This is a genomic window from Streptomyces sp. NPDC046379 (genome assembly GCF_055587785.1).
This window is the reverse complement of record NZ_JBVJFP010000003.1, coordinates 374166-396506: the sequence shown is the minus strand read 5'-3', so window position 1 is coordinate 396506 and position 22341 is coordinate 374166. Positions and strand designations below refer to the sequence as shown.

21 protein-coding genes are annotated in these 22341 nt (G+C 72.4%); 8 read left to right on the top strand and 13 right to left on the bottom strand.

The genetic code is table 11. The features are described 5' to 3' along the window. Positions 1-2: 2 nt before the first annotated feature. Positions 3-2081 (top strand): ATP-binding SpoIIE family protein phosphatase, encoded by a 2079-nt coding sequence (locus ACZ6KF_RS08715; RefSeq protein ID WP_356634415.1) that lies wholly within the window; start codon positions 3-5, stop codon positions 2079-2081. Positions 2082-2209: 128 nt separating this feature from the next. On the opposite strand, the gene ACZ6KF_RS08710 is transcribed toward ACZ6KF_RS08715, so the two are convergent. Next, positions 2210-4525 (bottom strand): transglycosylase domain-containing protein, encoded by a 2316-nt coding sequence (locus tag ACZ6KF_RS08710; RefSeq protein WP_469157427.1) that lies wholly within the window; start codon positions 4523-4525, stop codon positions 2210-2212. A gap of 301 nt (positions 4526-4826) precedes the next feature. On the opposite strand from ACZ6KF_RS08710, the gene ACZ6KF_RS08705 reads away from it, so the two are divergent. From ACZ6KF_RS08705 to ahpD, 6 genes are all read left to right on the top strand, one after another. Then, the gene (locus ACZ6KF_RS08705) at positions 4827-5777 is read left to right on the top strand and encodes an SPFH domain-containing protein (protein WP_356634419.1); all 951 of its coding nucleotides are present in this window, start codon (positions 4827-4829) and stop codon (positions 5775-5777) included. Beyond that, complete coding sequence (locus tag ACZ6KF_RS08700) at positions 5774-6031, top strand: type II toxin-antitoxin system antitoxin (RefSeq protein WP_356634421.1); 258 nt, start codon at positions 5774-5776, stop codon at positions 6029-6031. Before ACZ6KF_RS08705 ends, ACZ6KF_RS08700 begins: the two co-directional genes overlap by 4 nt. Before the next feature lie 92 nt (positions 6032-6123). Beyond that, the gene (locus tag ACZ6KF_RS08695) at positions 6124-6648 is read left to right on the top strand and encodes a PadR family transcriptional regulator (protein ID WP_356634423.1); all 525 of its coding nucleotides are present in this window, start codon (positions 6124-6126) and stop codon (positions 6646-6648) included. Next, a complete protein-coding gene (locus ACZ6KF_RS08690; RefSeq protein ID WP_469157429.1) occupies positions 6645-7331 on the top strand; it encodes an ABC transporter ATP-binding protein in 687 nt (228 codons plus the stop codon). Before ACZ6KF_RS08695 ends, ACZ6KF_RS08690 begins: the two co-directional genes overlap by 4 nt. After that, positions 7328-9655: an ABC transporter permease gene (locus ACZ6KF_RS08685; protein ID WP_469237800.1), complete on the top strand. Its 2328-nt coding sequence runs from the start codon at positions 7328-7330 to the stop codon at positions 9653-9655. Before ACZ6KF_RS08690 ends, ACZ6KF_RS08685 begins: the two co-directional genes overlap by 4 nt. Positions 9656-9738: 83 nt before the next feature. Next, entirely contained in the window at positions 9739-10287 is a 549-nt protein-coding gene (gene ahpD, locus ACZ6KF_RS08680; RefSeq protein ID WP_469237798.1) for an alkylhydroperoxidase, AhpD family, read from the top strand. On the opposite strand, the gene ACZ6KF_RS08675 is transcribed toward ahpD, so the two are convergent. The 6 genes from ACZ6KF_RS08675 to ACZ6KF_RS08650 form a co-directional block, all read right to left on the bottom strand. After that, the gene (locus ACZ6KF_RS08675; protein WP_356634431.1) at positions 10288-11565 is read right to left on the bottom strand and encodes an AI-2E family transporter; all 1278 of its coding nucleotides are present in this window, start codon (positions 11563-11565) and stop codon (positions 10288-10290) included. A gap of 160 nt (positions 11566-11725) precedes the next feature. Then, the gene (locus ACZ6KF_RS08670; protein WP_356634433.1) at positions 11726-12430 is read right to left on the bottom strand and encodes an aggregation-promoting factor C-terminal-like domain-containing protein; all 705 of its coding nucleotides are present in this window, start codon (positions 12428-12430) and stop codon (positions 11726-11728) included. A gap of 391 nt (positions 12431-12821) precedes the next feature. Next, positions 12822-14147: a PhoH family protein gene (locus ACZ6KF_RS08665; protein ID WP_356634435.1), complete on the bottom strand. Its 1326-nt coding sequence runs from the start codon at positions 14145-14147 to the stop codon at positions 12822-12824. 388 nt (positions 14148-14535) lie between these two features. Then, positions 14536-15309, bottom strand: coding sequence for an isoprenyl transferase (locus ACZ6KF_RS08660; RefSeq protein ID WP_356634437.1), 774 nt, complete (start codon positions 15307-15309; stop codon positions 14536-14538). Positions 15310-15951: 642 nt separating this feature from the next. Next, complete coding sequence (locus ACZ6KF_RS08655) at positions 15952-16728, bottom strand: class I SAM-dependent methyltransferase (protein WP_356634439.1); 777 nt, start codon at positions 16726-16728, stop codon at positions 15952-15954. Positions 16729-16796: 68 nt separating this feature from the next. After that, positions 16797-17672, bottom strand: a complete 876-nt coding sequence (locus ACZ6KF_RS08650; protein ID WP_356634441.1) for an LLM class flavin-dependent oxidoreductase — start codon at positions 17670-17672, stop codon at positions 16797-16799. 72 nt (positions 17673-17744) lie between these two features. On the opposite strand from ACZ6KF_RS08650, the gene ACZ6KF_RS08645 reads away from it, so the two are divergent. Next, the gene (locus ACZ6KF_RS08645) at positions 17745-18155 is read left to right on the top strand and encodes a DUF192 domain-containing protein (protein WP_469157435.1); all 411 of its coding nucleotides are present in this window, start codon (positions 17745-17747) and stop codon (positions 18153-18155) included. Positions 18156-18169: 14 nt separating this feature from the next. Here the strand turns inward: ACZ6KF_RS08645 and ACZ6KF_RS08640 are convergent, their stop codons facing one another. The 6 genes from ACZ6KF_RS08640 to ACZ6KF_RS08615 form a co-directional block, all read right to left on the bottom strand. Beyond that, the gene (locus ACZ6KF_RS08640; protein WP_356634445.1) at positions 18170-18811 is read right to left on the bottom strand and encodes an OmpA family protein; all 642 of its coding nucleotides are present in this window, start codon (positions 18809-18811) and stop codon (positions 18170-18172) included. Positions 18812-18816: 5 nt separating this feature from the next. Further along, a complete protein-coding gene (locus ACZ6KF_RS08635; RefSeq protein ID WP_356634447.1) occupies positions 18817-19401 on the bottom strand; it encodes a hypothetical protein in 585 nt (194 codons plus the stop codon). A gap of 33 nt (positions 19402-19434) precedes the next feature. Next, positions 19435-20031 carry a pilus assembly protein TadG-related protein gene (locus ACZ6KF_RS08630; RefSeq protein ID WP_469237892.1) on the bottom strand — a complete coding sequence of 199 codons (597 nt, stop codon included), beginning with the start codon at positions 20029-20031 and terminating at the stop codon, positions 19435-19437. Continuing rightward, positions 20031-20228 (bottom strand): Flp family type IVb pilin, encoded by a 198-nt coding sequence (locus ACZ6KF_RS08625; RefSeq protein WP_356634451.1) that lies wholly within the window; start codon positions 20226-20228, stop codon positions 20031-20033. Before ACZ6KF_RS08625 ends, ACZ6KF_RS08630 begins: the two co-directional genes overlap by 1 nt. Before the next feature lie 132 nt (positions 20229-20360). Continuing rightward, on the bottom strand, positions 20361-21044 hold the full coding sequence (locus ACZ6KF_RS08620; protein WP_356634453.1) for a response regulator transcription factor: 684 nt from the start codon (positions 21042-21044) through the stop codon (positions 20361-20363). After that, positions 21041-22333, bottom strand: a complete 1293-nt coding sequence (locus ACZ6KF_RS08615) for a sensor histidine kinase (RefSeq protein WP_469237795.1) — start codon at positions 22331-22333, stop codon at positions 21041-21043. Before ACZ6KF_RS08615 ends, ACZ6KF_RS08620 begins: the two co-directional genes overlap by 4 nt. Positions 22334-22341: the final 8 nt, after the last annotated feature.

The window sequence follows — 22341 nt, the reverse complement described above, 5'->3', positions numbered from 1 at the left end:
GCGTGACGGAGCAGCCGACCTACGAACGCCCCCAGCCGGGCGCCGACCCCGCCGAAAGCCGCGGGGCGCTCGTGCGCACCCCGGCCACGGCGGCCTCGCCCGCCCCCGCTTTACCGGCCGTCGCCGCCCAGACCCGCGGCGCCGGCGAGACCACCTCGGGCACGTCCGTGACGCCGGGCGGCGGCAGCGGGCCCGAGCACTCCCAGCCGGCCGTCGCCGAGCCGGACACTCACCGCCCGCGTCCGACGGCGGAGGTCATACCGGTGCAGCACGGTGCCGAGGAGACGCGTTCCGGCCAGATTCCCGGCGGCCCCGGGCCGGGCGGCCAGGAGCGCCGTACCGGTCAGGCGGTGCCGCCGGGCCGGCCCACGCCCATGCGCAGGGACGGCGACCGGCTGCGCTTCGTCGGCGCCGCCACCCGCCGGATCGCCCGCGGCATAGACCTGGACGAGATCGTGATGGGGCTGTGCCGGGCCACCGTGCCGACCTTCTCCGACTCGATCCTCGTCTATCTGCGCGACCCGCTGCCGGTGGGCGACGAGCGGCCCACCGGCCCCGTCGTGCTGCGGCTGCGCCGCACCGACCGGATCCCCGAGGAGCGCGACGGCGAGGGCGGCCTCCTGCCCGTGCTCCAGCCGGAGCCCACCGAGCTGTCCGCGGTCACCGCCGAGCTGTGCGAGGTGCGGCCCGGCGGGGCGCTCGCCGAGGTGCTGCGCGGGGTGCGCCCGGTCTTCGCCGACGCGCCCGCCGCCCGCGCCGCGCTGCCCGAACTCCTCGGCGACGACGGCCAGCCGCTCATCCCGGCCGGCCAGCGCGCCATCCTCGCCCCGCTGCGGGGCCGGCGCCGGGTGATCGGGGCTGCGGTGTTCCTGCGCCGCCCGGAGCGCATCCCCTTCGAGGCCGACGACCTCCTGGTGGCCGCCCAGCTCGCCACCCACAGCGCGCTCGGCATCGACAAGGCGGTGCTCTACGGCCGTGAGGCGTACATCGCCGACGAGCTGCAGCGCACCATGCTCCCGGAGACGCTGCCCCAGCCGACCGGTGTGCGGCTCGCCTCGCGCTATCTGCCGGCCGCCGAGACCGCGCGGGTCGGCGGCGACTGGTACGACGCCATCCCGCTGCCCGGCAGCCGGGTCGCGCTCGTCGTCGGCGACGTGATGGGCCACTCCATGACCTCCGCCGCGATCATGGGCCAGCTGCGCACCACCGCGCAGACCCTGGCCGGGCTCGACCTGCCGCCGCAGGAGGTCCTGCACCACCTCGACGAGCAGGCCCAGCGGCTCGGCACCGACCGCATGGCGACCTGCCTCTACGCGGTCTACGACCCGGTCGCGCACCGCATCACCGTCGCCAACGCCGGCCACCCGCCGCCCGTGCTGCTGCACCTGGGCGGCCGGGCCGAGGTGCTGCGGGTGCCCGCGGGCGCGCCGATCGGCGTCGGCGGCGTCGACTTCGAGGCCGTCGAGCTGGACGCGCCCGCCGGCGGCACCCTGCTGCTCTACACGGACGGGCTGGTGGAGTCCCGGCTGCGGGACGTGTGGACCGGCATCGAGCAGCTGCGCGAGAAGCTCGCCGCGACCGCGCAGCTGACCGGTCCCGACCATCCGCCGCCCCTGGAAGCGCTGTGCGACGAGGTGCTGGACATGCTCGGCCCGGGCGACCGGGACGACGACATCGCGCTGCTCGCCGCCCGCTTCGACGGGATCGCGCCGAGCGACGTGGCGTACTGGTTCCTGGACCCGGAGGACGCCGCCCCCGGCAAGGCCCGCCGGCTGGCCCGGCGCGCGCTGGAGCGCTGGGGCCTGGAGGAGCTGACCGACTCGGTGGAGCTGCTGGTCAGCGAGGTCGTCACCAACGCGGTCCGCTACGCCACCCGGCCGGTGACGCTGCGGCTGCTGCGCACGGACGTGCTGCGCTGCGAGGTCGGGGACGACGTGCCGCAGCTGCCCCGGCTGCGGCAGGCGCGCGCCACGGACGAGGGCGGGCGCGGGCTGTATCTGGTGAACCGTTTGGCCCGGCGGTGGGGGGCGACGCGGCTGAGCACCGGGAAGGTGGTCTGGTTCGAGCTGAACCGGCTCTGACCGGCTCGCGCGCTGGACGGGAGAGGCGCCCGGCACGGGGATCGTGCCGGGCGCCCTCGTGTCCCGCGCGGGCCCGGGCGCCCTCGTGCTGTCCGTGCCGGCCCCGGCGCCCTCGTCTCCCGTGCCGGCTACTCCTCCTCGCCCGGCTGCACCGGCTCCAGCGGGATGTCCCCGTCGTCGTCGCCGTCGCCCTCGCCGTCGTCCGGGGGCGTCGCCGTCGCCGTGTCGGTCGGCGTCTCGCTGGGTGTCGCCGTCGCCGTGTCGGTCGGCGTCTCGGAGGGCGTCGCCGACTCCGTCTCGGTCGGCGCCTGCGAGGTGGGCGCCTGACTCGACGGCTCCTCGGACGGGGACGCGCTCGCCGTCTCGCTCGGGGTGACGGTCGGCCGGACGGCCGCGCCCTGGTCGGTCTCCAGGTCGAACGGGGTGACCTCGCCCATCGCCGCGAAGGTGTAGTCGGCCCAGATCAGCGCCGGGAAGCCGCCGCCGTTGACGCGCTCGCGGCCGCCGTTGACGGCGCCGTAGAGCGGGACGTGGTCATTGGTCTTGGGGTCCTCGCCGAACACGCCGACCGAGGTGACCAGGTCGGGGGTGTAGCCGGTGAACCAGGCGGACTTGTTCTTGTCGGAGGTGCCGGTCTTGCCCGCGACCTGCTGGCCGCCGCGGGCCGGGTTCTCGCGCACGGAGAAGCGGGCCGTGCCGTCGTCGACCACGCCGGTGAGCACCGAGGTGACGGTGTCGGCGGCCTCGCGGCTGATGACCCGCTCGCCGACCGGGTCGGGCAGTTCGACCACGGTGTCCTTGTGCTCGGCCTCGGCGAGGATCGCCGGGGTGACCTTCTTGCCGTGGTTGTCGAGCGTGGCGTAGACGGCGGCCATCTCCAGCGGGCTCGCTCCCATGGAGCCGAGGGTCTGGGCGGGCACGGCCTCCACGTCGGAGACGTCCATGCCCAGCTCGCCGGCGACCTCGATCACCTTGTCCATGCCGACGTCGATGCCCATCTGCGCGAAGACGGAGTTGATCGACTTGTTCATCGCGGTCTGCACGGTGACGTCTCCGTAGTCCACCTCGTCCTCGTTGGGCGGGGCGAAGCCGACCTTGCGCCCGCCGTCCACGACCGGGCGCCGGCTGTCGCCGTCGTAGACCGTGTTGGCGGTGATCGGGGTGCCGTCCTGGGTCTCGGCGCCCTCCTCGACGGCCGCGGCGAGGATCACCGGCTTGAAGGTGGAGGCGGGCTGGAAGTCGCCGCGGGTGGCGTTGTTCGTGAAGTGCTTGACGTAGTCCACACCGCCGTACATCGCGAGGACCTTGCCGGTCTTCGGGTCGACGGAGACCGCGCCGGCCTGGACGTCCTCGTCGACCTTGCGCTCGTCCGGGTCCAGCTTGCTGGTCAGCTGCTCCTTGACGGACTGTTCGAGGAGCTTCTGCTTCTTCTTGTCGATGTTGACGGTGATGGTCCAGCCGCCGCGGTCGATCATCGCCAGGGCGTCGTCGGTGGTCTCGGCCGAGCCCTGGGCCACGAGGTGACGGGCCAGCTCCTGGTTGGCCGCCTGCACGATGTAGCCGGTCTGGCCCTCCATGCCCTTGGCGGCCTGCGGGTCCTTGGGCTTCGGGAAGGTCATGCCGGTGCGCTCGGAGGCGTCCAGCCAGCCCTCCTCGACCATGTTGTCCAGAACGTAGTTCCAGCGCTGCTGGACCAGCTTCCTGCCGGTGTCGGAGGCGGCCGCCCAGTCGTACTGGCTGGGCGCCTGCAGCAGCGCGGCCAGGTAGGCGCCCTGCTCGACGGTGAGGCGGTCGGCGTCGACGCGGTAGTAGGCCTGGGCGGCGGCCTGGATGCCGTAGGCGCCGCGGCCGTAGTAGCTGGTGTTGATGTAGCCCGCGAGGATGTCGTCCTTGGACAGCCGGCGGTCCACCTTCAGGGAGATCACCAGCTCCTTGAGCTTGCGGGAGACCGTCTGCTCCTGCGTGAGGTAGTAGTTCTTCACGTACTGCTGGGTGATCGTGGAACCGCCCTGCATCCCCTTGCCGGACAGGGTGTTGACCAGTCCGCGCGCGGTGCCCTTCAGATCCACGCCGGAGTCGCTGTAGAAGGTCTTGTTCTCGGCGGCGACGAAGGTCCGCTGGACGCCCTTGGGGATCTGGCTCAGGTCGACGACCTCGCGGTTGACCTCGCCGTCACGGGTGAGGGTGGTGCCGTCGCCCAGCTTGTAGACGTTGCTCTGCTCCTGCGCGAGGGCGTTGCCCTTGGGGATGTCGATGAGCAGGTAGAGCAGGACGAAGGCGCCGATGCCCAGCAGGCACAGGCCCAGGAAGGTGCCGAGGAGCCGCTTCCAGGTGAGGAAGCGGCGTATGCCCGTCCGGCCGTTCGCTCCCGGGGAACGGCGGCTCCGGTGCGCCGCGCGGTGTCCGCCGCGCTGTCGCGCTCGTCTGTCTTCCGCACGTCCCATGAGTCCGCTCGCTCCGCTTCGTTCTCGTCCGTCACCCGTGTGTCGTGGCTCAGGTCAGCTCAGAAAGCTAACACCGCTCTCTATGACAAAGTCCGCTCGATCCGGCCTTTACGGGCGTGACAATCAGCACCCGCTCTACCGGTACCGACCGCCGAGAGGGGGCGGAGGTTGCCGCGGTGGGGTAAAGTGATATCACTTAGCTAGGTCAGTGAGATCAGTCGGCAGCCTGAATCAGCCGACTCCGGTGACATCGGCCGGACGGCGGGATCAGCGCCGGCCGCACAGAAACGGGGGACCACCCATGCCCGCACGCACCGCACCCGCCGCGTCCGCCCCGGACGCGCCCGACGTACCCGAGATGCCCGAGCCTCGCGTCCGCGAGTTTGCCGCGCACAGCATCGGCGGCGGGCTCGCCCTCCTGCTGGGTCTACTCGGACTGCTCGGCGGCGTCGCCATGGTGGTCGCCGGGGCGACCGTGTCGGCGGCCGGCGCCAAGGCCGCGCTGATCATCCTGGGGATCCTGGTGGCCCTCGCGGCCTTCTTCGCCATGTGCGGGCTCAACATGGTGGCGCCGGGCGAGGCCCGCGTCGTGCAGCTGTTCGGGCGCTACCGGGGGACGATCCGGCAGGACGGGCTGCGCTGGGTGAACCCGCTCACCTCCCGCACCAAGATCTCCACCCGAGTCCGCAACCACGAGACCGCCGTGCTGAAGGTCAACGACGCCTACGGCAACCCGATCGAGCTGGCCGCGGTCGTGGTCTGGCGGGTCGAGGACACCGCGCAGGCCACCTTCGAGGTGGACGACTACATCGAGTTCGTGTCCACGCAGACCGAGGCTGCGGTGCGGCACATCGCCATCGAGTACCCCTACGACTCCCACGAGGAGGACGGGCTCTCGCTGCGCGGCAACGCCGAGGAGATCACCGAGAAGCTGGCGGTCGAGCTGCACGCGCGCGTGGAGGCGGCCGGCGTGCAGATCATCGAGTCGCGCTTCACCCACCTCGCCTACGCTCCCGAGATCGCCTCGGCGATGCTCCAGCGGCAGCAGGCCGGCGCGGTGGTGGCGGCGCGGCGGCAGATCGTGGACGGCGCGGTGGGCATGGTGGAGGCGGCGCTGGACCGGCTCACCGAGCGGGACATCGTGGAACTGGACTCGGAACGGAAGGCGGCGATGGTCTCCAACCTGATGGTGGTGCTGTGCGGGGACCGCTCGGCGCAGCCGGTCCTGAACACGGGGACGCTCTACCAGTGACGGAGTCCTCCGGGGGTACGGCCCCTGAGCGCCGGCCGCAGCAGCGCAAGCAGGTGCTGCTGCGGCTGGACCCGTCGGTGTACGAGGCGCTCGCGCGATGGGCGTCGGACGAGCTGCGGTCGGCGAACGCGCAGATCGAGTTCCTGCTGCGGCGGGCGCTGGCCGAGGCCGGGCGCCTGCCCCATGAGGCCGGCCCCCTCCCCCGGCGCGGTCGCCCCCCGGGAGGCCCCGAACCCTCCCCTCCCCCCTCCTGACTCACCCGAGCCCACCGCTCGGACCTGCCGAAGCCGCCTCTGCGCACCCCGCGTATACACATCGCGTATACATGGTGTGTAGAGTGCTCGGCATGTCCATCGGTCACACGCTCCTCGGCCTGCTCGAGTCCGGCCCCCGCCACGGCTACGACCTCAAGCGTGCCTTCGATCAGAAGTTCGGTCAGGACCGGCCCCTGCACTACGGCCAGGTCTATTCGACGATGTCCCGCCTCCTGAAGAACGGCCTCGTGGAGGTCGACGGCATCGAGCCCGGCGGCGGCCCCGAGCGCAAGCGGTACGCGATCACCGATGCCGGCGTCACCGACGTCGAGCGGTGGCTCGCCACGCCGGAGAAACCGGAGCCGTATCTGCAGTCGACCCTCTACACCAAGGTGGTCCTCGCGCTGCTCACCCGCCGCGACGCCGCCCAGATCCTCGACGGCCAGCGCGCGGAGCACCTGCGCCTGATGCGCGTCCTCACCGACCGCAAGCGCCAGGGCGACCTCGCGGACCAGCTGATCTGCGACCACGCCCTGTTCCATCTGGAGGCCGACCTGCGATGGCTGGAACTGACCGCCGCGCGTCTCGACAAGCTGGCCCGGGCGGTGTCGGCATGACTCCTTCCGGTTCCCTGCTCGTGGCCGAGGGGCTGCGCAAGACGTACGGCCCGACCACGGCCCTGGACGGCGCTGACTTCTCCATCCACCCCGGCGAGATCGTCGCCGTCATGGGCCCCTCGGGGTCGGGCAAGTCGACGCTGCTGCACTGCCTCGCCGGGATCGTCACGCCCGACGCCGGCTCGATCCGTTACGACGGCCGGGAGATGGCCACGATGAACGACGCCGGGCGCAGCGCGCTGCGGCGCTCGGAGTTCGGGTTCGTCTTCCAGTTCGGCCAGTTGGTGCCGGAGCTGACCTGCGTCGAGAACGTCGCCCTCCCGCTGCGGCTGAACGGCGCCCCCCGCAGGGCCGCCGAACGCACGGCGCTGTCCTGGCTGGAGCGCCTGGAGGTCGAGGGCATCGCCGGCCAGCGGCCCGGTGAGGTCTCCGGTGGGCAGGGGCAGCGGGTCGCGGTGGCGCGGGCGCTGGTGACGGGCCCGCGGGTGCTGTTCGCGGACGAGCCGACCGGCGCGCTCGACTCCCTCAACGGCGAGCGGGTCATGGAGCTGCTCACGGACGCGGCCAGGTCGACCAACGCGGCCGTCGTGCTGGTGACCCACGAGGCCCGGGTCGCCGCCTACTCCGACCGCGAGGTCGTCGTGCGCGACGGCCGGGCCCGGGACATGGAGCGGGCGATATGAGCGTCCGTCAGTGGTCCCGCGATTTGGCGATGGGCGCCGGCTTCGCCTTCACGGGGCGAGGTGGCCGGATCCGGACGCTGCTCACCGCGATCGGCGTGGGGCTCGGGGTGGCGGTGCTGCTGCTCACCACCGCGCTGCCCGCCGCCCTGGAGTCGCGCTCCGCGCGGGGGGACGCCCGCGCGGACTGGCCGATGAGCGCCGAACCGGTCCCGGCGTCGGACCGCACGCTCCTCGTCGCCGATGTCGGCACCACGTTCGGCGAGCGGGACGTGCACGGCCGGGAGCTGGAGCCGGAGGGGCCGCACGCCCCGCTGCCGCCGGGCGTGCGGGAGTTCCCGGGGGCCGGCGAGCTGGTGGTCTCCCCGGCCCTGCACGAGCTGCTGCTGTCGCCGGAGGGCGAGCTGCTGAGCGAGCGGCTGCCGGGGCGTGTCGTCGGCGTCATCGGCGAGGCCGGTCTGGTCGGCCCCGCCGAACTCGCCTTCTACCGCGGCGGCGAGGACCTCGCCCGCTACGTGGACGACGGCCGGGTCCATCGCATCGACCGGTTCGGCGGCATCCACCAGACGTCCGAGCCGTGGGACCCCGTCCTGCTCCTGCTCGTCCTCGTCGTCATCGTGGTGCTGCTGATGCCGGTGGGCGTCTTCGTCGCCGCGGCCGTCCGGTTCGGCGGCGAAGGGCGCGACCGGCGGCTGGCCGCGCTGCGCCTGGTGGGCTCCGACAGCCGGATGACCCGCCGAATCGCGGCCGGCGAGGCGCTCGCCGGGTCGGCTCTCGGGCTGGTCTTCGGGCTGGGGTTCTTCCTGATCGGCCGGCAGCTCGCGAGCGACCTGGTGCTGTTCGACATCAGCGTCTTCCCGGGCGACCTCGCCCCCTCCCCCGCGCTGGCCCTGCTGGTCGCCCTCGCGGTGCCGGCGGCGGCCGTGGTGGTGACGCTGCTGGCGCTGCGCGGCGTGGTGATCGAGCCGCTCGGCGTGGTCCGCGCGGCACGGCCGAGCCGGCGCCGGCTGTGGTGGCGGCTGCTGCTGCCGGTGGCGGGTCTGGCGATGCTGTACCCGATGCTCGGGCAGGGCAGCGACGAGGGCGACTTCAACCAGTTCCTGGTCACCGGCGGTGTCATGCTGCTGCTGATCGGCGTGACCGCGCTGCTGCCGTGGATCGTCGAGGCGGCCGTCGCCCGGCTGGGCTCCGGCTCGGTCTCCTGGCAGCTGGCGGTGCGCCGGCTGCAGCTGAGCAGCGGCACGGCCGCCCGTACGGTCAACGGCATCGCGGTGGCGGTGGCCGGGGCGATCGCGCTGCAGATGCTGTTCAGCGGCGTGGAGAGCGACTTCACCACGGAGACGGACGTCGACTTCTCCCGCGCCCAGATGCAGGTGACCCTGCCCAGCGGCGCGGCGCTCGCCCCCGCGGTCGCCGGCTTCGAACGCACCGAGGGAGTCCGCCGCGTGCGCGCCTTCGCCGATGCGTACGTGGGCGAGCGGCCCCTGGACGCGGAGCACGGGGCGCCGCTCACGGTGGCCGACTGCGCGGCCCTGCGGGAGATCGCCGACCTGCCCTCCTGCCGCGACGGCGACGTGTTCGCCGTCCGCGGCGCGGAGTACGACACCGGCACCCCGGTCCTGGCCGAGCGCCGCACCCTCTATCTGAACCCCGGCTACCGGGACGGCCGGCGGACCCCGGAGCGCGCCTGGACCCTGCCGGCGAAGGTGAAGGAGGCCGGTACCCGCACCCACCTGACGGGCGGTGAGACCAGCGGCTTCCTGGCCACGCCGGCCGCGCTCCCCGACGCGCTGACCCCGGCGCTGCGCGGGCAGCTCTATCTGGCCCTGGACCGTTCGACCCCGCAGGTCCACGACCTCGTGCGGAACACCGCGGCGGCGGTGCATCCGCTCGCCGAGCCCATGACCTGGACCACGCAGCAGCGCGCGGACCGCTACGAGAACATCCGCACCGGCCTGTTCGTCGGCGCGGCCTGCGTGCTGGCGCTGATCGGGGCGAGCCTGCTGGTGTCGCAGCTGGAGCAGTTGCGTGAACGCCGCAGGCTGCTGTCGGCCCTGGTCGCCTTCGGCACCCGGCGCCGCACGCTGAGCCTGTCGGTGTTCTGGCAGACGGCGGTCCCGATCACCCTGGGCCTCGCGCTGGCCTGCGTGGTGGGCCTGACCCTGGGCGTCGTCCTGCTGCGGATGACGGACACGGCGGTGAGCGTGGACTGGTCGAGCGTGCTGGCGATGACGGGGTTCGGCGCGGGGGTGGCCCTGGTGGTGACCCTGCTCAGCCTGCCGCCGCTGCTGCGGCTGATGCGCCCGGAGGGGCTGCGCACGGAGTGAGGCCCGGGGTGCGGGCGGGGCGGGAGCCGTGTGCGATCGTGGTGACCGTCCAGCCCGGCCCGCCCGAAGGGGAGTGATCCGCGATGTCCCTCGACTCCCTCGCGTCCCGGCTGCCCGACTACGCACGGGACCTGCGGCGCAACCTGGACGCCGTCGTCGGCGCCTCGCGCCTGTCGCCCCAGCGGCTGTGGGGGACGCTTCTGGTCACCGCGATCGCGTCCCGCTCGGCGATCGTGCTGCGCGAGCTGGCCCCCGAGGCCCGGGCGCACCTGTCGGAGCGGGCGTGGACCGCCGCCCGCTCGGCCGCCGCGACGATGGCGGTGAACAACGCCTTCCACCGCACCCGCCATCTGCTCTCCGACCCGGCCTACGGCGACCTGCGCGCGGGACTGCGGACGAACCCGCTCGGCGACCCGGGCGTGGAGCGCACCGACTACGAGCTGTGGGCGCTGGCGGTCTCGGCCGTCAACGCCTGCGGCGCCTGTCTGGACCATCACGAGCGGATCCTGCGCGCGGCCGGCGTCGACCGGGAGACCGTCCAGGAGGCCTTCAGGATCGCGGCCGTCGTCCACGCGGTCGCGGTGACGCTGGACGCGGAGGCGGTGCTGGCGGAGGCGGTGCCTGGCCGGTAGTCAGCCGGTGCCGTCGGTCGGCTGCGGGGGCGGCGCGGCCGGCCGGGCGGAGTAGGCGCGCAGATAGCCGACGACCGTGTTGGTCACCGCCACCAGCGGCACCGCGACGACCGCGCCGCCGATGCCCGCGACCATGCCGCCGGCCGCCACCGACAGCACCACCGCCAGCGGGTGCACCCGCACCGCCCGGCCCAGGATGAACGGCTGGAGGATGTGGCCCTCGATCTGCTGCACGGCCAGGACCACCACCAGCACCATCACGGCCGTGAACACGCCCTGCGTCACCAGCGCCACCACCACGGCGAGCGCGCCCGAGACGACCGCGCCGACCAGCGGGATGAACGCGAACAGGAAGATGAACACCGCGAGCGGCACGGCCATCGGGACGTCCAGGAAGTAGATGCCGAGGCCGATGAAGATGGCGTCGATGAGCGCCACTATCACCGTGCCGCGCACATACGCCGTCAGTGTCCGCCAGGCGCGCGGACCGGCGCCCGCCACCCCGGGCCGGGCCGCCGCCGGCACCAGCTTCAGCGTCCACTCCCAGATCCGCCGGCCGTCGTAGAGCAGGAACAGCGTGCAGAAGACGGCCAGCAGGATGCCGGTGAGCGTCTCGACGACGACCGTGACGCCTTCCAGCCCGGCGGAGGTGATCTGGTCGGTGTTGGCGCCGATCGCCTCGCGCAGGTTCTCGGCGATGTCGTTGATCTGTTTGTCCGTCACGTGGAACGGGCTGTCCAGCAGCCAGCGCCGCAGTTCGTCGATGCCGTCCTGGACCTGGTCGGAGAGGTTGTCGAGGTTCTCCATGACCTGCCAGGTCACGAACCACCCGATCAGCCCGATGACCACGAACCCGAGGATCGCCGTGAGCGCGGTCGCCGGTCCGCGCGGGACGCCGTGGCGCCGCAGCCGCGCGACCGTCGGCTGGAGCAGCGCGGTGATGAGCAGCGCGGCCGAGAAGGACAGGACGAGCAGTTGCACCGCGCTGATGATCCGCATCAGCACCCACAGGGTGCCCGCGAGCACCAGCAGCCGCCACCCGGCCTCGGCGGCCACCCGGACGCCCCACGGCACGGCCTGCGCCGGGTCGGGCCGGACGACGGCCGGGACGACGACGCCGTTCTCGGCGCGGAGCGCGTCCGGGGCGGACGGCTGCGGCGCCGGGGCGTCCTCGGCGGCCTGTTCCCGCTCCGCCCGTGCCCGCCGTTCCTGCCACCGGCGGCCCGTTTCGGCCATGCGGGCTCCGAGCCCGTCGGCCCATTTCGGCACTCGCGACATGCTCCGTCCCTTTCCCCCGTCTCGCCCCGGCACTCCCGCCGCCCCCACCGCAGGGGTCCGCGGGAGCCGTCGGGTCAGACCGTACAGGGCCGCAGCCCCTCACCGAAGACGGCGAGGGGCTGCGTGAGGTCGAGCGGGGTCCGGATCGGGACCGGTGGGCTCAGTACCAGTGGTTGGCCTGCCAGAACGACCAGGCGCCGCAAGGGCTGCCGTAACGCTCGTTCATGTAGCTGAGGCCCCACTTGATCTGGGTGGCCGGGTTGGTCTGCCAGTCGGCGCCGGCGGAGGACATCTTGGAACCGGGCAGCGCCTGGAAGAGGCCGTAGGCGCCGGAGGAGGGGTTGACCGCCTTGTAGTTCCAGTCGGACTCGTGGTCCACGATGTTGCTGAAGCACTGCCACTGGCCGCTCGGCACCATCTGCTGGGCCATCGCCTGGATCTGCGCGATGGAGTAGGAGCTCTGGACGGCGAACGTGGTGGCTTCCCGGGCGGCGTCGCGGCTGGCGGCCTTCTCGGCCTCGGCGCGCTCCTTGGCCTCCTGCTCCGCCTTGGCCGCCTTCTCGGCGGCCTCCTTCTTCGCGATCGCGGTCTCGGCCGCGGCCTTGCGCGCGGCTTCCTCGGCGTCCTTCTTGGCGCTGACGTCCGCGGCGAGGGCCTGCACGTCGGCCTGCTGCGTCAGGGACGCGGTCTGCACCTGGGCCTGCTGGCCCGCGGGGATGTCCGCGAGGAGCGTCAGGTCGGTTGCCGCCGCCTCGGCGTCGTTGTTCTGGGCGGTGCTGCCCGAGGCAACGCCGACGACGCTTCCGACTGCGGTGACCGCGGTGGCCGAGACCACTGCGAATCCCCGGACCGAAATCCGGCTCACACGGTTTCCTTCCAGCATCGCCCGCTTCGGTGACCCTGGCGGACGCAATCGTGCCCCTGGCACTGGCCTCCCCAACTGCGGGGTCACGGGAGGCGCGGGCCCGGTGGGCAACTCCCTCGCGGGGAGCGCCGCTTGGTGCTCGGGCGGCATACGACGGCGTTATGGAGTTGGTCTGGTGCGTGTGGGGTGCCGTAGTGCTGGTGGCACACCTGTGTCGTATGCGGGGCCTGACAGGATGGAGACTCTGCCGTAACACGGTGCCGAGTGGCAATTCTGCGTTGCGTGTGAAAGCTCACATGTCGTCCGCCCCAGGGGATTTCCTGGTTCGGACACACGCGAAGGCGCCGCCCGGCTAGGCTCACTGCCTTTGCCGGACGGCGCCGACGGTATGTCAGACCTGTCCGTCCTCGAGCATTTCGGTCACCAGTGCGGCGATCTGGGACCTTTCGGACCGGGTCAGCGTGACATGCGCGAAGAGCGGATGCCCCTTCAGCTTCTCCACGACGGCGACCACGCCGTCGTAGCGCCCGACCCGCAGGTTGTCCCGCTGGGCCACGTCGTGGGTGAGCACGACCCGCGAATTGGCGCCGATCCGGGACAGAACGGTCAGCAGGACGTTCCGTTCGAGGGACTGGGCCTCGTCCACGATCACGAAAGCGTCGTGCAGCGAACGGCCGCGGATGTGGGTGAGCGGGAGCACCTCCAGCATCCCGCGCGCGGTGACCTCCTCGATGACCTCGCGGGAGGTGACCGCCGACAGCGTGTCGAAGACCGCCTGGGCCCAGGGGCTCATCTTCTCGGCCTCGGTGCCGGGCAGATAGCCCAGTTCCTGCCCGCCCACCGCGTACAGCGGCCGGAAGACCATGATCTTCTCGTGCTGACGGCGCTCCAGCACCGCCTCCAGGCCCGCGCACAGCGCCAGCGCCGACTTGCCGGTGCCGGCCCGGCCGCCCATCGAGACGATCCCGATGTCCGGGTCGAGCAGCAGGTCGAGCGCGATGCGCTGCTCGGCGCTGCGGCCCTTGACGCCGAACGCCTCGCGGTCGCCGCGCACCAGCCGGACGCTGCCCTCGGGGCTGACCCGGCCGAGCGCCTTGCCGCGCTCGGACTGGATCGTCAGTCCGGTGTGGACGGGCAGGTCGGCGGCCTCGGGGACAAAGACGTGGCCCTCCTCGAAGAGGATGTCCACCTGTTCGGCGGGCAGGGTCAGTTCGGACATCCCGGTCCAGCCGGAGGCGTCCGTGATGGCCAGCTCCGCGCGGTACTCCTCGGCGAGCAGCCCGACCGACGACGCCTTGATCCGCAGCGGGAGGTCCTTCGACACGACGGTGACGTCGTACCCCTCGGCCTGGAGGTTCCGGGCGACCGCGAGGATGCGGGAGTCGTTGTCCCCCAGGCGGTAGCCGGTGGGCAGGACGCTGGGGTCCGAGTGGTTGAGCTCGACACGGATCGTTCCGCCGAGGTCCCCGATCGGGATGGGGGCGTCGAGACGGCCGTACCGGACCCGGTGGTCGTCGAGCAGGCGCAGCGCCTGCCGGGCGAAGTATCCGAGTTCGGGGTGGTTCCGCTTGGCCTCCAGCTCCGTGACCACGACGATGGGGAGCACGACCTCGTGCTCGTCGAAGCGGTTCATGGCGTGCGGGTCGGCCAGCAGGACGCTGGTGTCGAGAACGTAGGTGCGCCGGTCTGGCTTGTGGCGCTTTGTGCTGGTCACCACGGAAGGACGTACCCCCTCGGAAGAGGTCGGGGAGCGACGGAGTGAAGGCTGGTCCGGGAGGGTGGGAATGTCGCGACCGGCAGGGTGGGAATCGCGGCCGGTCGTCGGCTGCCCTGCACGGGCCGAAAACCGGCCCTCCGCTGCGTCCGTGCGACCGCACGGTCGGGCTGGTGCAATGGGCCTCCCGGGCGGACGGCCCCGAGCCGCCCACTGAGATCCGACACCCGTGGTTCGGGTGTCGACCTGGAGGGGTTATGCCCTCGAACACCCCGCGCCATGCCACGGCATATGACGGCGCGCCGGTGAACTCCTTGTGACGTCCGAGGTGGAGGGGTCGGGACGGGTATGTCCACCGGCCGGCCGCGAGCCCGGCGGGCCGTCGGCGCGCTCAGCCGCCGAAGCGCCGGTGGCGGGCCGCGTAGTCGCGCAGGGCGCGCAGGAAGTCGACCTTGCGGAAGGCGGGCCAGAAGACTTCGCAGAAGTAGTACTCGGAATGGGCGGTCTGCCACAGCATGAATCCGGACAGCCGCTGTTCGCCGCTGGTGCGGATCACGAGGTCGGGGTCGGGCTGTTCGCCGGTGTAGAGGTGGCGGCCGATCATCTCGACGTCGACGGTCTCGGCGACCTCTTCGAGGGTGCGGCCGCGGTCGGCGGCCTCCAGCAGCATCGAGCGGACCGCGTCGGCGATCTCCTGTCGGCCGCCGTAGCCGATGGCGACGTTGACCACTATGCCGCGGACGTCCCGGGTGGCCTCCTCGGCTTCCTTGAGCGTGGTCTGCATCCCCGGCGGCAGCAGGTCCATGGTGCCGACGTGGTGCACCCGCCAGCGGCCGTCCTCGGCGAGGGTGCGCACGACGTCCTCGATGATGCCGAGGAGCGGGACCAGCTCCTCCTCGGGGCGGTCGAAGTTGTCCGTCGACAGCAGCCAGAGGGTGACGACCTCGACGTCCGTCTCGCTGCACCAGCCGAGGAACTCCTCGATCTTCACCGCGCCGGCCCGGTGTCCCTGCGCGGTGGTGGAGCCGGCGGCCTTCGCCCAGCGCCGGTTGCCGTCCATGATGACGCCGATGTGCTTGGGCACCTGAGCGTGGTCCAGGTGGCCTTCCACCCGGCGTGCGTACAGCCTGACCAGCAGGCCGCGCAGCTTGTCGCGCAGGTTCACGTGATCGTCAGCCCTTCCGTACGGATCGGACAGGGGGCGGGCGCGGGCCCGGCGCGCGCGGTCGCCGCGCGGCCGGTCGCCGGTCGATGCGGAACGCCCCTGTCCGTATGGAGCTCCCCGGGGGCGAAGCCTACCCCTCCCGCCGCGGGCTCCTCGGCGGGGCGGCGGCCACCGCGAGGCAGAAAAAACGGGCCGGTCCGTGGGGGGGAGACGGACCGGCCCGAGGGGGGGCTTCCACCATAACCCTTCGTGAGGGATGCTGCGTGCATCGGCGCAGGACAACTACTCTCCGAAATCGCCCGGCGACGCCCTGGCGACGCCCCGGCGACGGCCCGGTGGCCCCTGAACAGCGGTGAAATGACGGCGACATGGCCGTACAGCGGCGGCGACGCGGCCGCGGAACCCGGGCTGCCCCGGGCTCGGCGACGGCACGCCGATATCCCTCGGACGGGTTAACGGGGCCGGATTCGCGTTGACGAAGACAGGGCACCGCGCAGCCCCCTCCACTGCGCGGTACCGCCCGCGCAGCTTTGCTCACGCGAATTACCTTGGTCTGAACTTACGCGAGCCGGGGCCCGGGAGGCGAGACGATGCCGATAACGATGTGGAAAACCTGTAAAGCCCACCATCCGGCAAACGCGGCTATTCAGGTGCTTTACGGGCGTCGATGAGGTGCCGTGTGCTGTGCGCCACGAAGGGCCCCTCCGTCTCGATGCGCTCGTGCAGGGCGCGCAGCCCGGGCTCGTACGCCTCGACGGTGAAACCCGGGACCATCCACACGACCTTGCGCAGGAAGTGCACGACGGCCCCGATGTCGTGGAACTCCATGCGCAGCCGCTCCGCCCGCAGGTCGACCACCTCCAGGCCGGCCGCCTCGGCGTCGGCGCGCTCGCGGTCGGGGTGGCGCCCCCGGCGCGCCTCGTCCGGCTGGGGGCCGAGGAAGAACTCGACCAGTTCGAAGGCGCTGGCCGGGCCGACGTGCTGCGCGAAGTACGCCCCGCCGGGCGCGAGCACCCGGGCGATCTCCGTCCAGTGCGGCCGCACGGGGTGCCGGCCGGCGACGAGGTCGAAGGCGCCGTCGGCGAAGGGCAGCGGCGCGTCCCCGGGGACGGCGACCACGGCGACGCCGTGCGGGCGGAGCAGGGCGGTGGCCTTGTCGACGTTGGGCGGCCAGCCCTCGGTGGCGACGGTGAGCACGGGCCGCCGCTCGGCCCGGCCGAGGGCGAAGTCCAGCACCTCTCCGCCGCCGGTCTGCACGTCGAGCGCGGCGGTGGCCCGGGCGAGCCGGCCGGCCAGCGACTCGGCGTACCGCCAGGACGGCCGGGCCTCGGTGGCCCGGCCCTCGAACCAGGAGAAGTCCCAGCCGTCGGTGGGCACGGCGGCGGCTTCGGCGACGAGGCTTTCGTAGCTGCGGTCCATGGCGCCGATCGTCGCAGGGCGTTGCGGGTGGACGCCGTCGATTTTCGCAGGACCCGCCCCGACCCCCGCTACGGGACCAGCGGCCGTACCTCCTCGGCGGTGAAGCGGACGAAGCCCTCGGGGTCGGGTTCGTCGGCGGTCGGTTCGAGGATCACGGTGTCCGCTCCCGCGTCGGCGAGCCGCCTCACGGCCTCGGCGACCGCGCCGGCGTCTCCCGCGACACCGAGGCCGGGGACGTCGGCGAGGCCCTTGGCGGCCAGTTCGGCGCCCAGCCGCGCGGCGGCGTCGGGTCCGGTGGCGGTGAGGAGGTAGGCGACGACCCGGTGCGGCGCGCCGCGGCCCGCCGCCGTACGCCCCTCCTCGATGAGCCGGCACCCCTCCCGGACGCCCTCGGGCGGGGTGACCTCACTGAAGATCGTCCCGTCGGCGACCTCGCCGGACAGCCGCACCGTGCGCGGCCCGACCGCGCCGACCAGCACCTCGGCGCCGGGCTCGGCGGGCGGCCAACCGAGTCCGACGCCGTCCAGGCGGACGTAGCGGCCCTCGGTGGTGACGGTCTCGCCGCGCAGCAGGGCGCGCAGGGCGGTCACGTACTCCCGCAGCAGCGTGACGGGCGACTCGACGCGGGCGCCGACCTGTCCCATCCACTCCTGCACCCCGTGCCCGACGCCGACGACGGCACGGCCGGGGAACATGCGGTGCAGGGTGGCCGTCTCCATGGCGGTGAGGGCGACGTTGCGCAGCGGGACGGGCAGCAGGCCGACGCCGACGCGGACGCGCTCGGTCCAGGCGAGGGCGGCGGCGGCCGTGGAGATGCCGCCTTCGAGGAAGCAGTCCTCCCACAGCCACAGTTCGTCGAGCCCCGTGTCGTCCGCGAGCCGGGCGAGGGCGCGCAGGCGTTCGGGGGGCAGTTGGGGGCGGAAGACGGCGCCGAGTCGGGTCATGGTGTCTTCCTATCCGGGGGGTGCCGGTGGGACAACTTGTTTCTGGGGGAAGGGGAGGCGGACGTGGGCTCGATGGGACGACGTCGACGGGACGGCCGGGGACGTCTGCTCGTGCACGGAGGCGGGGACGAGGGCCGGGGCGAAGGCCTGAACACGGGCCGGGTGGTGGTGCCGCTGGAGATCGCGGCGTCCCGTCGGGCCCGTACGAAGGGGTTGCTGGGCCGCGACGCCCTGGAGGGCGCGATCCTGCTGACCCCGGCGAGCGGCATCCACACGTTCGGCATGCGGATGCCCATCGACGTGGCCTACCTCGACCGCGACCTGGTCGTCCTCGCCGTGCGCACGATGCGGCCGGGGCGGTTGGGGATGCCCCGGCTGCGGGCGCGGCACGTGCTGGAGGCACAGGCGGGGGTCATGGCGGGCTGGGGGGTACGGGCGGGGGCGCGGGTGTCGGTGGAGGCCGCCGGCTGGGGCGGGGCCTGACCAGCCGTGCCCGGTCAGCCTTCGGTGCGCGGGAAGGAGACCTCCACTCGGCGGTTCTTCTTGCGGCCGGCCTCCGTGGAGTTGTCGGCGATGGGATAGTCCTCGCCGTAGCCGCGCACCTCGAAGGTGATGGCGGGGTCGTTCAGCTGGGCGGCGAGCACGTCGTGCACGGCGTTGGCACGGCGCCGGGACAGGACGTCGCCGTGGGCGGAGGAACCGAGGTCGTCGGTGAAGCCGAAGACACGGACCTTCGTGCCGTTCTGTGCCTTGATCTCCTCGGCGATCGCCCGGATACGGGCCTTGGCCTCGGCGCCGAGCCTGGCGCTGTCCCTGCCGAACAGCACCTCGGCCTGGAGGGCGAACTTCACGTCGGCGTTGGTGTCCTCACGCCGCTCGTCACCGCTCTGGTCCTCGACGACCAGCTTGATGTCCAGCACCTTCGGCTCCGCGAGCGTGGCGCCCTCGGGGATCTTCAGGTCCGGGTCGTTGGCATCCACCTCGACGGGAGCGGAAGCGGTGGCCTCGGTGCCGGGGGGGACGCTGGGCGTCTCGTCGGCCCGGGCGGTGGCGGCGGTGGCGGTGAGGTGGGTGGCGAGCAGGAGGGTGGCGGTGGTGAGGATGAGGGGGAGGCGTGGGGGTGTACGGGTGATGGTCATCGGCGTCACCCGGAGATCTTGATGCTGCCGGCGGCGAACATCGGCAACTGGAAGGTCACCTCGGAGGTGCCCTCGGGGGGTGAGGGGAACTGCATGAAGACGGGGAGGGACTCTCCAGACTTCAGAGCCGGGAAGTTGGTCGTGGCGAGCGGACGACCGTCCGTGTCCCGCAAAACGTAGTAGCGCTTTTTCCCCTGGGAATCGACCAGGGTGGCTCCACCCAGAGACCGGCCGTTGCGGATGATCTCCGTCTCGTTGCCGCTCAGCTGCGCCGGCACGTTCGTGGTTTCGCTGCCGTCATTCTTCAGCGTGCCGCTCACCGTCACGAACCCGCCTGCGTCCCGGACTGCCGAGGTGACCTGCAGCAGCAGTCCGTCCGGCCCCTTCAACTCGGCCAAGGGAGCGGCTGCCTGCCCCTCCTGAGCACTCGGCTGGGATCCCTCGTCGTGAGAAGCAGGGGCAGAGCTCGACGGCTTCTCGTCTCCGCCGTCATCGCCGCCCCCGCAGCCGGCCACGCCGAGGGTCAATCCGGCCGCAACGGTCAACGCGGCCATCCCTCTGCGTGCCTTCGTAGTGAACCGAATGCTCATGACTCCGCTTCCTTCATCCTCGTCGTTCACTTGTCAGTCGGCCAGATGGACATCGAAGAGGTCCTCGGGCTCGGGGAGATCGACGAGGTCCTCGGGATCCAGTTGCCAGTCCCCGTCTTCGCATTGGAGTTCCGGCAGCACATCGTCTCCGGCTTCCTCGGCCGGAAGCCTGAACGTGCACTTGGGTTCGATGACGGCTGTGGCGGACGCCTGGGCCCGTATGTCCTCGGTGCCGGGCACGATGGTGTCGCCCACGGGCTTGTTCGTCTCCACTTCCACCGTGTAGCCGAGGAAGCCGTCCGGCGAGCAAGCCAGTACGTGCGCGTCGTTCTGCGCGGCGAGTTGATCCGCCCGCCCGCAAGAAGAGTCCGGACCCTCCACGTTGCCGTGGAAAATGTCCTCCCACCGCTTCGGGTCCAGGACGTCCTCCCGCCACGCCCCCGCGAGCAGGTCCCGCCGGGCCTGGGCTGCCGCCAGTGCCGCGGCGTCGGCCGCGGTCTGGGCCTCGTTCCTGGTGGCACCCGCCTGGCCGACCGCCAGATACGCGAGCGCGAGAAAGAGCAGGCCCGCCACCACGGTGATGTAGATGGGGAAAGCCTGCCCTGCGTCGCCGTACCCGGAATGGGAAATCAGCCGCCGGTGACCTCTGTGATCTTGTCGGTGATCGCGTTGTAGATCGTCTGCCCGATATCCGTCCCCGTGATCGCCAACACAATCGCCACCACCACGGCGATGATCCCCAGATACTCCACCGCCGTCTGCCCTCTGTCGTCCCTGGCGGCGCGGTTCCTCAGGTACGTGACGGTGGTGTTGATCCAGTTGGACATGGTGTACCCCTCCGGTATCGGCGGTGCCGCTGTCGACCTCTGGAATGTACGGCGGTACCCCCGCCGCTGCCGAGGGCCCTTGGACCCATTTGCGGGCTTGATCGTGGAGTTGGGAAGGGCTGCTCATCGGTGTCACCCCAGTCCCAGCCACTTGGCGGTGGCCTCGGTGCGGGTGGTGCTGTGGAGTTTGGCGAAGATTCGGTTGATGTGATTCTTCACCGTCTTCTCGCTGATGAAGCAAGTGGCGGCGATCTGCTGGTTGTTCATGCCCGACGCGATGAGGTCCATGATCTCCGCCTCCCTTGCGCTCAGCCGGAACCGTTCCCTGCCCGAAGACTGTGCCACAAACCGTTGCACCTGCGAAAGGTTTTCCGAAGAAATGGGCCTCGGCGGCACCGTGGACTTTGCAATCGCATCCTCCGCCGACCGCGTGAACCGCTCCCGCCCCCGCGTCACGTCCCGCACCGCGCTCACCAGCTCCTCCGCCGTGAACTCCCCGTGGACCAGATACCCAACCGCTCCCCGCCGCAGCGCTTCCCGCACCGTCCCCGGCTCGCGGCTGTACGTCAGCATCAGCACCGGTGCCAGTTCGGCCAGTTGCGGCAGTGCCGTCAGGCCGTCGACGCCGGGCATGCGGGCGTCCAGGAGGATGACGTCGGGGCGGTGTGCCAGTGCCGCTTCCTGGGCCTCACGGCCGTCCGTCGCCTCCGCCACGACCGTGATGTCCTCGCGGCCGGTCAGCAGCGCGGTCAGGCCGGCCCGGACCACGGGGTTGTCGTCGGCGACGAGCACGCGCAGTTGCGGGCGGCGGCTCATGGTCCCGCCGGTTCCGGGCTCGTGAGCGGCAGCTCCAGGCACACCTCCGTACCGCCGGTGCGCTCCCCGCGGCCGATGCGGATGCGGGCTCCCGCGCAGGCGGCGCGTTCGACCATGCCGAGGAGGCCGAAGTGGCCGGTACGGCGCAGGTGTTCGAGGGTGGTGCCGGGCGGCAGGCCGGGGCCGTCGTCGTGGACGCTGATGCGCAGCAGTCCGTCGTGGACGCCGGCCTCGACGCCGACGTGGGTGGGGGCGGCGTGGCGGTGGGCGTTCTCCATGGCCTCCTCCGCGATGCCGAGGAGCTGACGGGCGACCGCCGGGGGGACCGGCGGGAGGGCGGCCTGGCCGGTGCGGCGGTAGGTGGCCCGCACGCCGGTGCGGGTGGCGAACGCGCGGGTGCGGGCGGCCAGTTCCGTGAAGACGTCGGTGACGGGCTCCCCGCGCAGGTCCGTGAGGAGGGTGCGGGACTCCCCCGCCGCCCGGCGGGCGCAGCGGGCGATGAGTTCGGCCTGCTCCCGCACCCGCGCGGGGTCCGCGGTGCCGGCCGTGGCCGCGAGGCCGTCCGCGGCCAGGGCGACGCCGTGCAGGGTCTTGGCGACCGAGTCGTGCAGTTCGCGGGCCAGCCGGGCGCGTTCCGCCGCCACCGCCTCGGAGACCGCGAGGCGGGCCTGCACGGCCGTGAGGGCCTTGGTGGCCTCGCCGAAGCGGAGCAGCAGGCCCCGCAGGGTGGAGCCGGCCGCGCCGGTGACCACGCACAGGCCGGGCAGCAGCAGGGTCTCGGCGAGGCCGGCGTGCCGGCTGTCGGGGTGGGTGGCGTGGACGAGCAGGAGGATCAGGGACTGGAGGGAGGCGAAGCAGGCCGCGCCGCGCCAGCCGTAGACGACGCCGGCGAGCAGGGGCGTGCAGAGGCCGACGTAGGCGAGCGTGGTGTCCGGGCCCGCGGAGATCAGGGGCAGCGAACCGAGGAGGGTGTCCAGAGCCAGCAGGCCGGGGTGGCGCAGCAGAAGAGGGCCGAAGCGCTCCCAGTCGCGGAACAGGACGTACGACGTCATGAACGTGACGACGACCGCCGCGCCGACGAGCCGGACGCCCATGCCGGGCGAGGCCCCGAGGAGCGCGGCGGGGGCGGCCAGCGCGATCATCGCCAGGCGGAAGCCGAAGACCTGGCGGCACATGGCCTGCAGCGCGTTGATCTGGATGGGGAGGGCGGGCGGCGGGGCGGAGCGGGACGGAACGTCCGTAGCCCTGCCCCCTAATCGCAGCCTCGCCGTCGCCTGTGTCGTCGCCATCGTCAGGT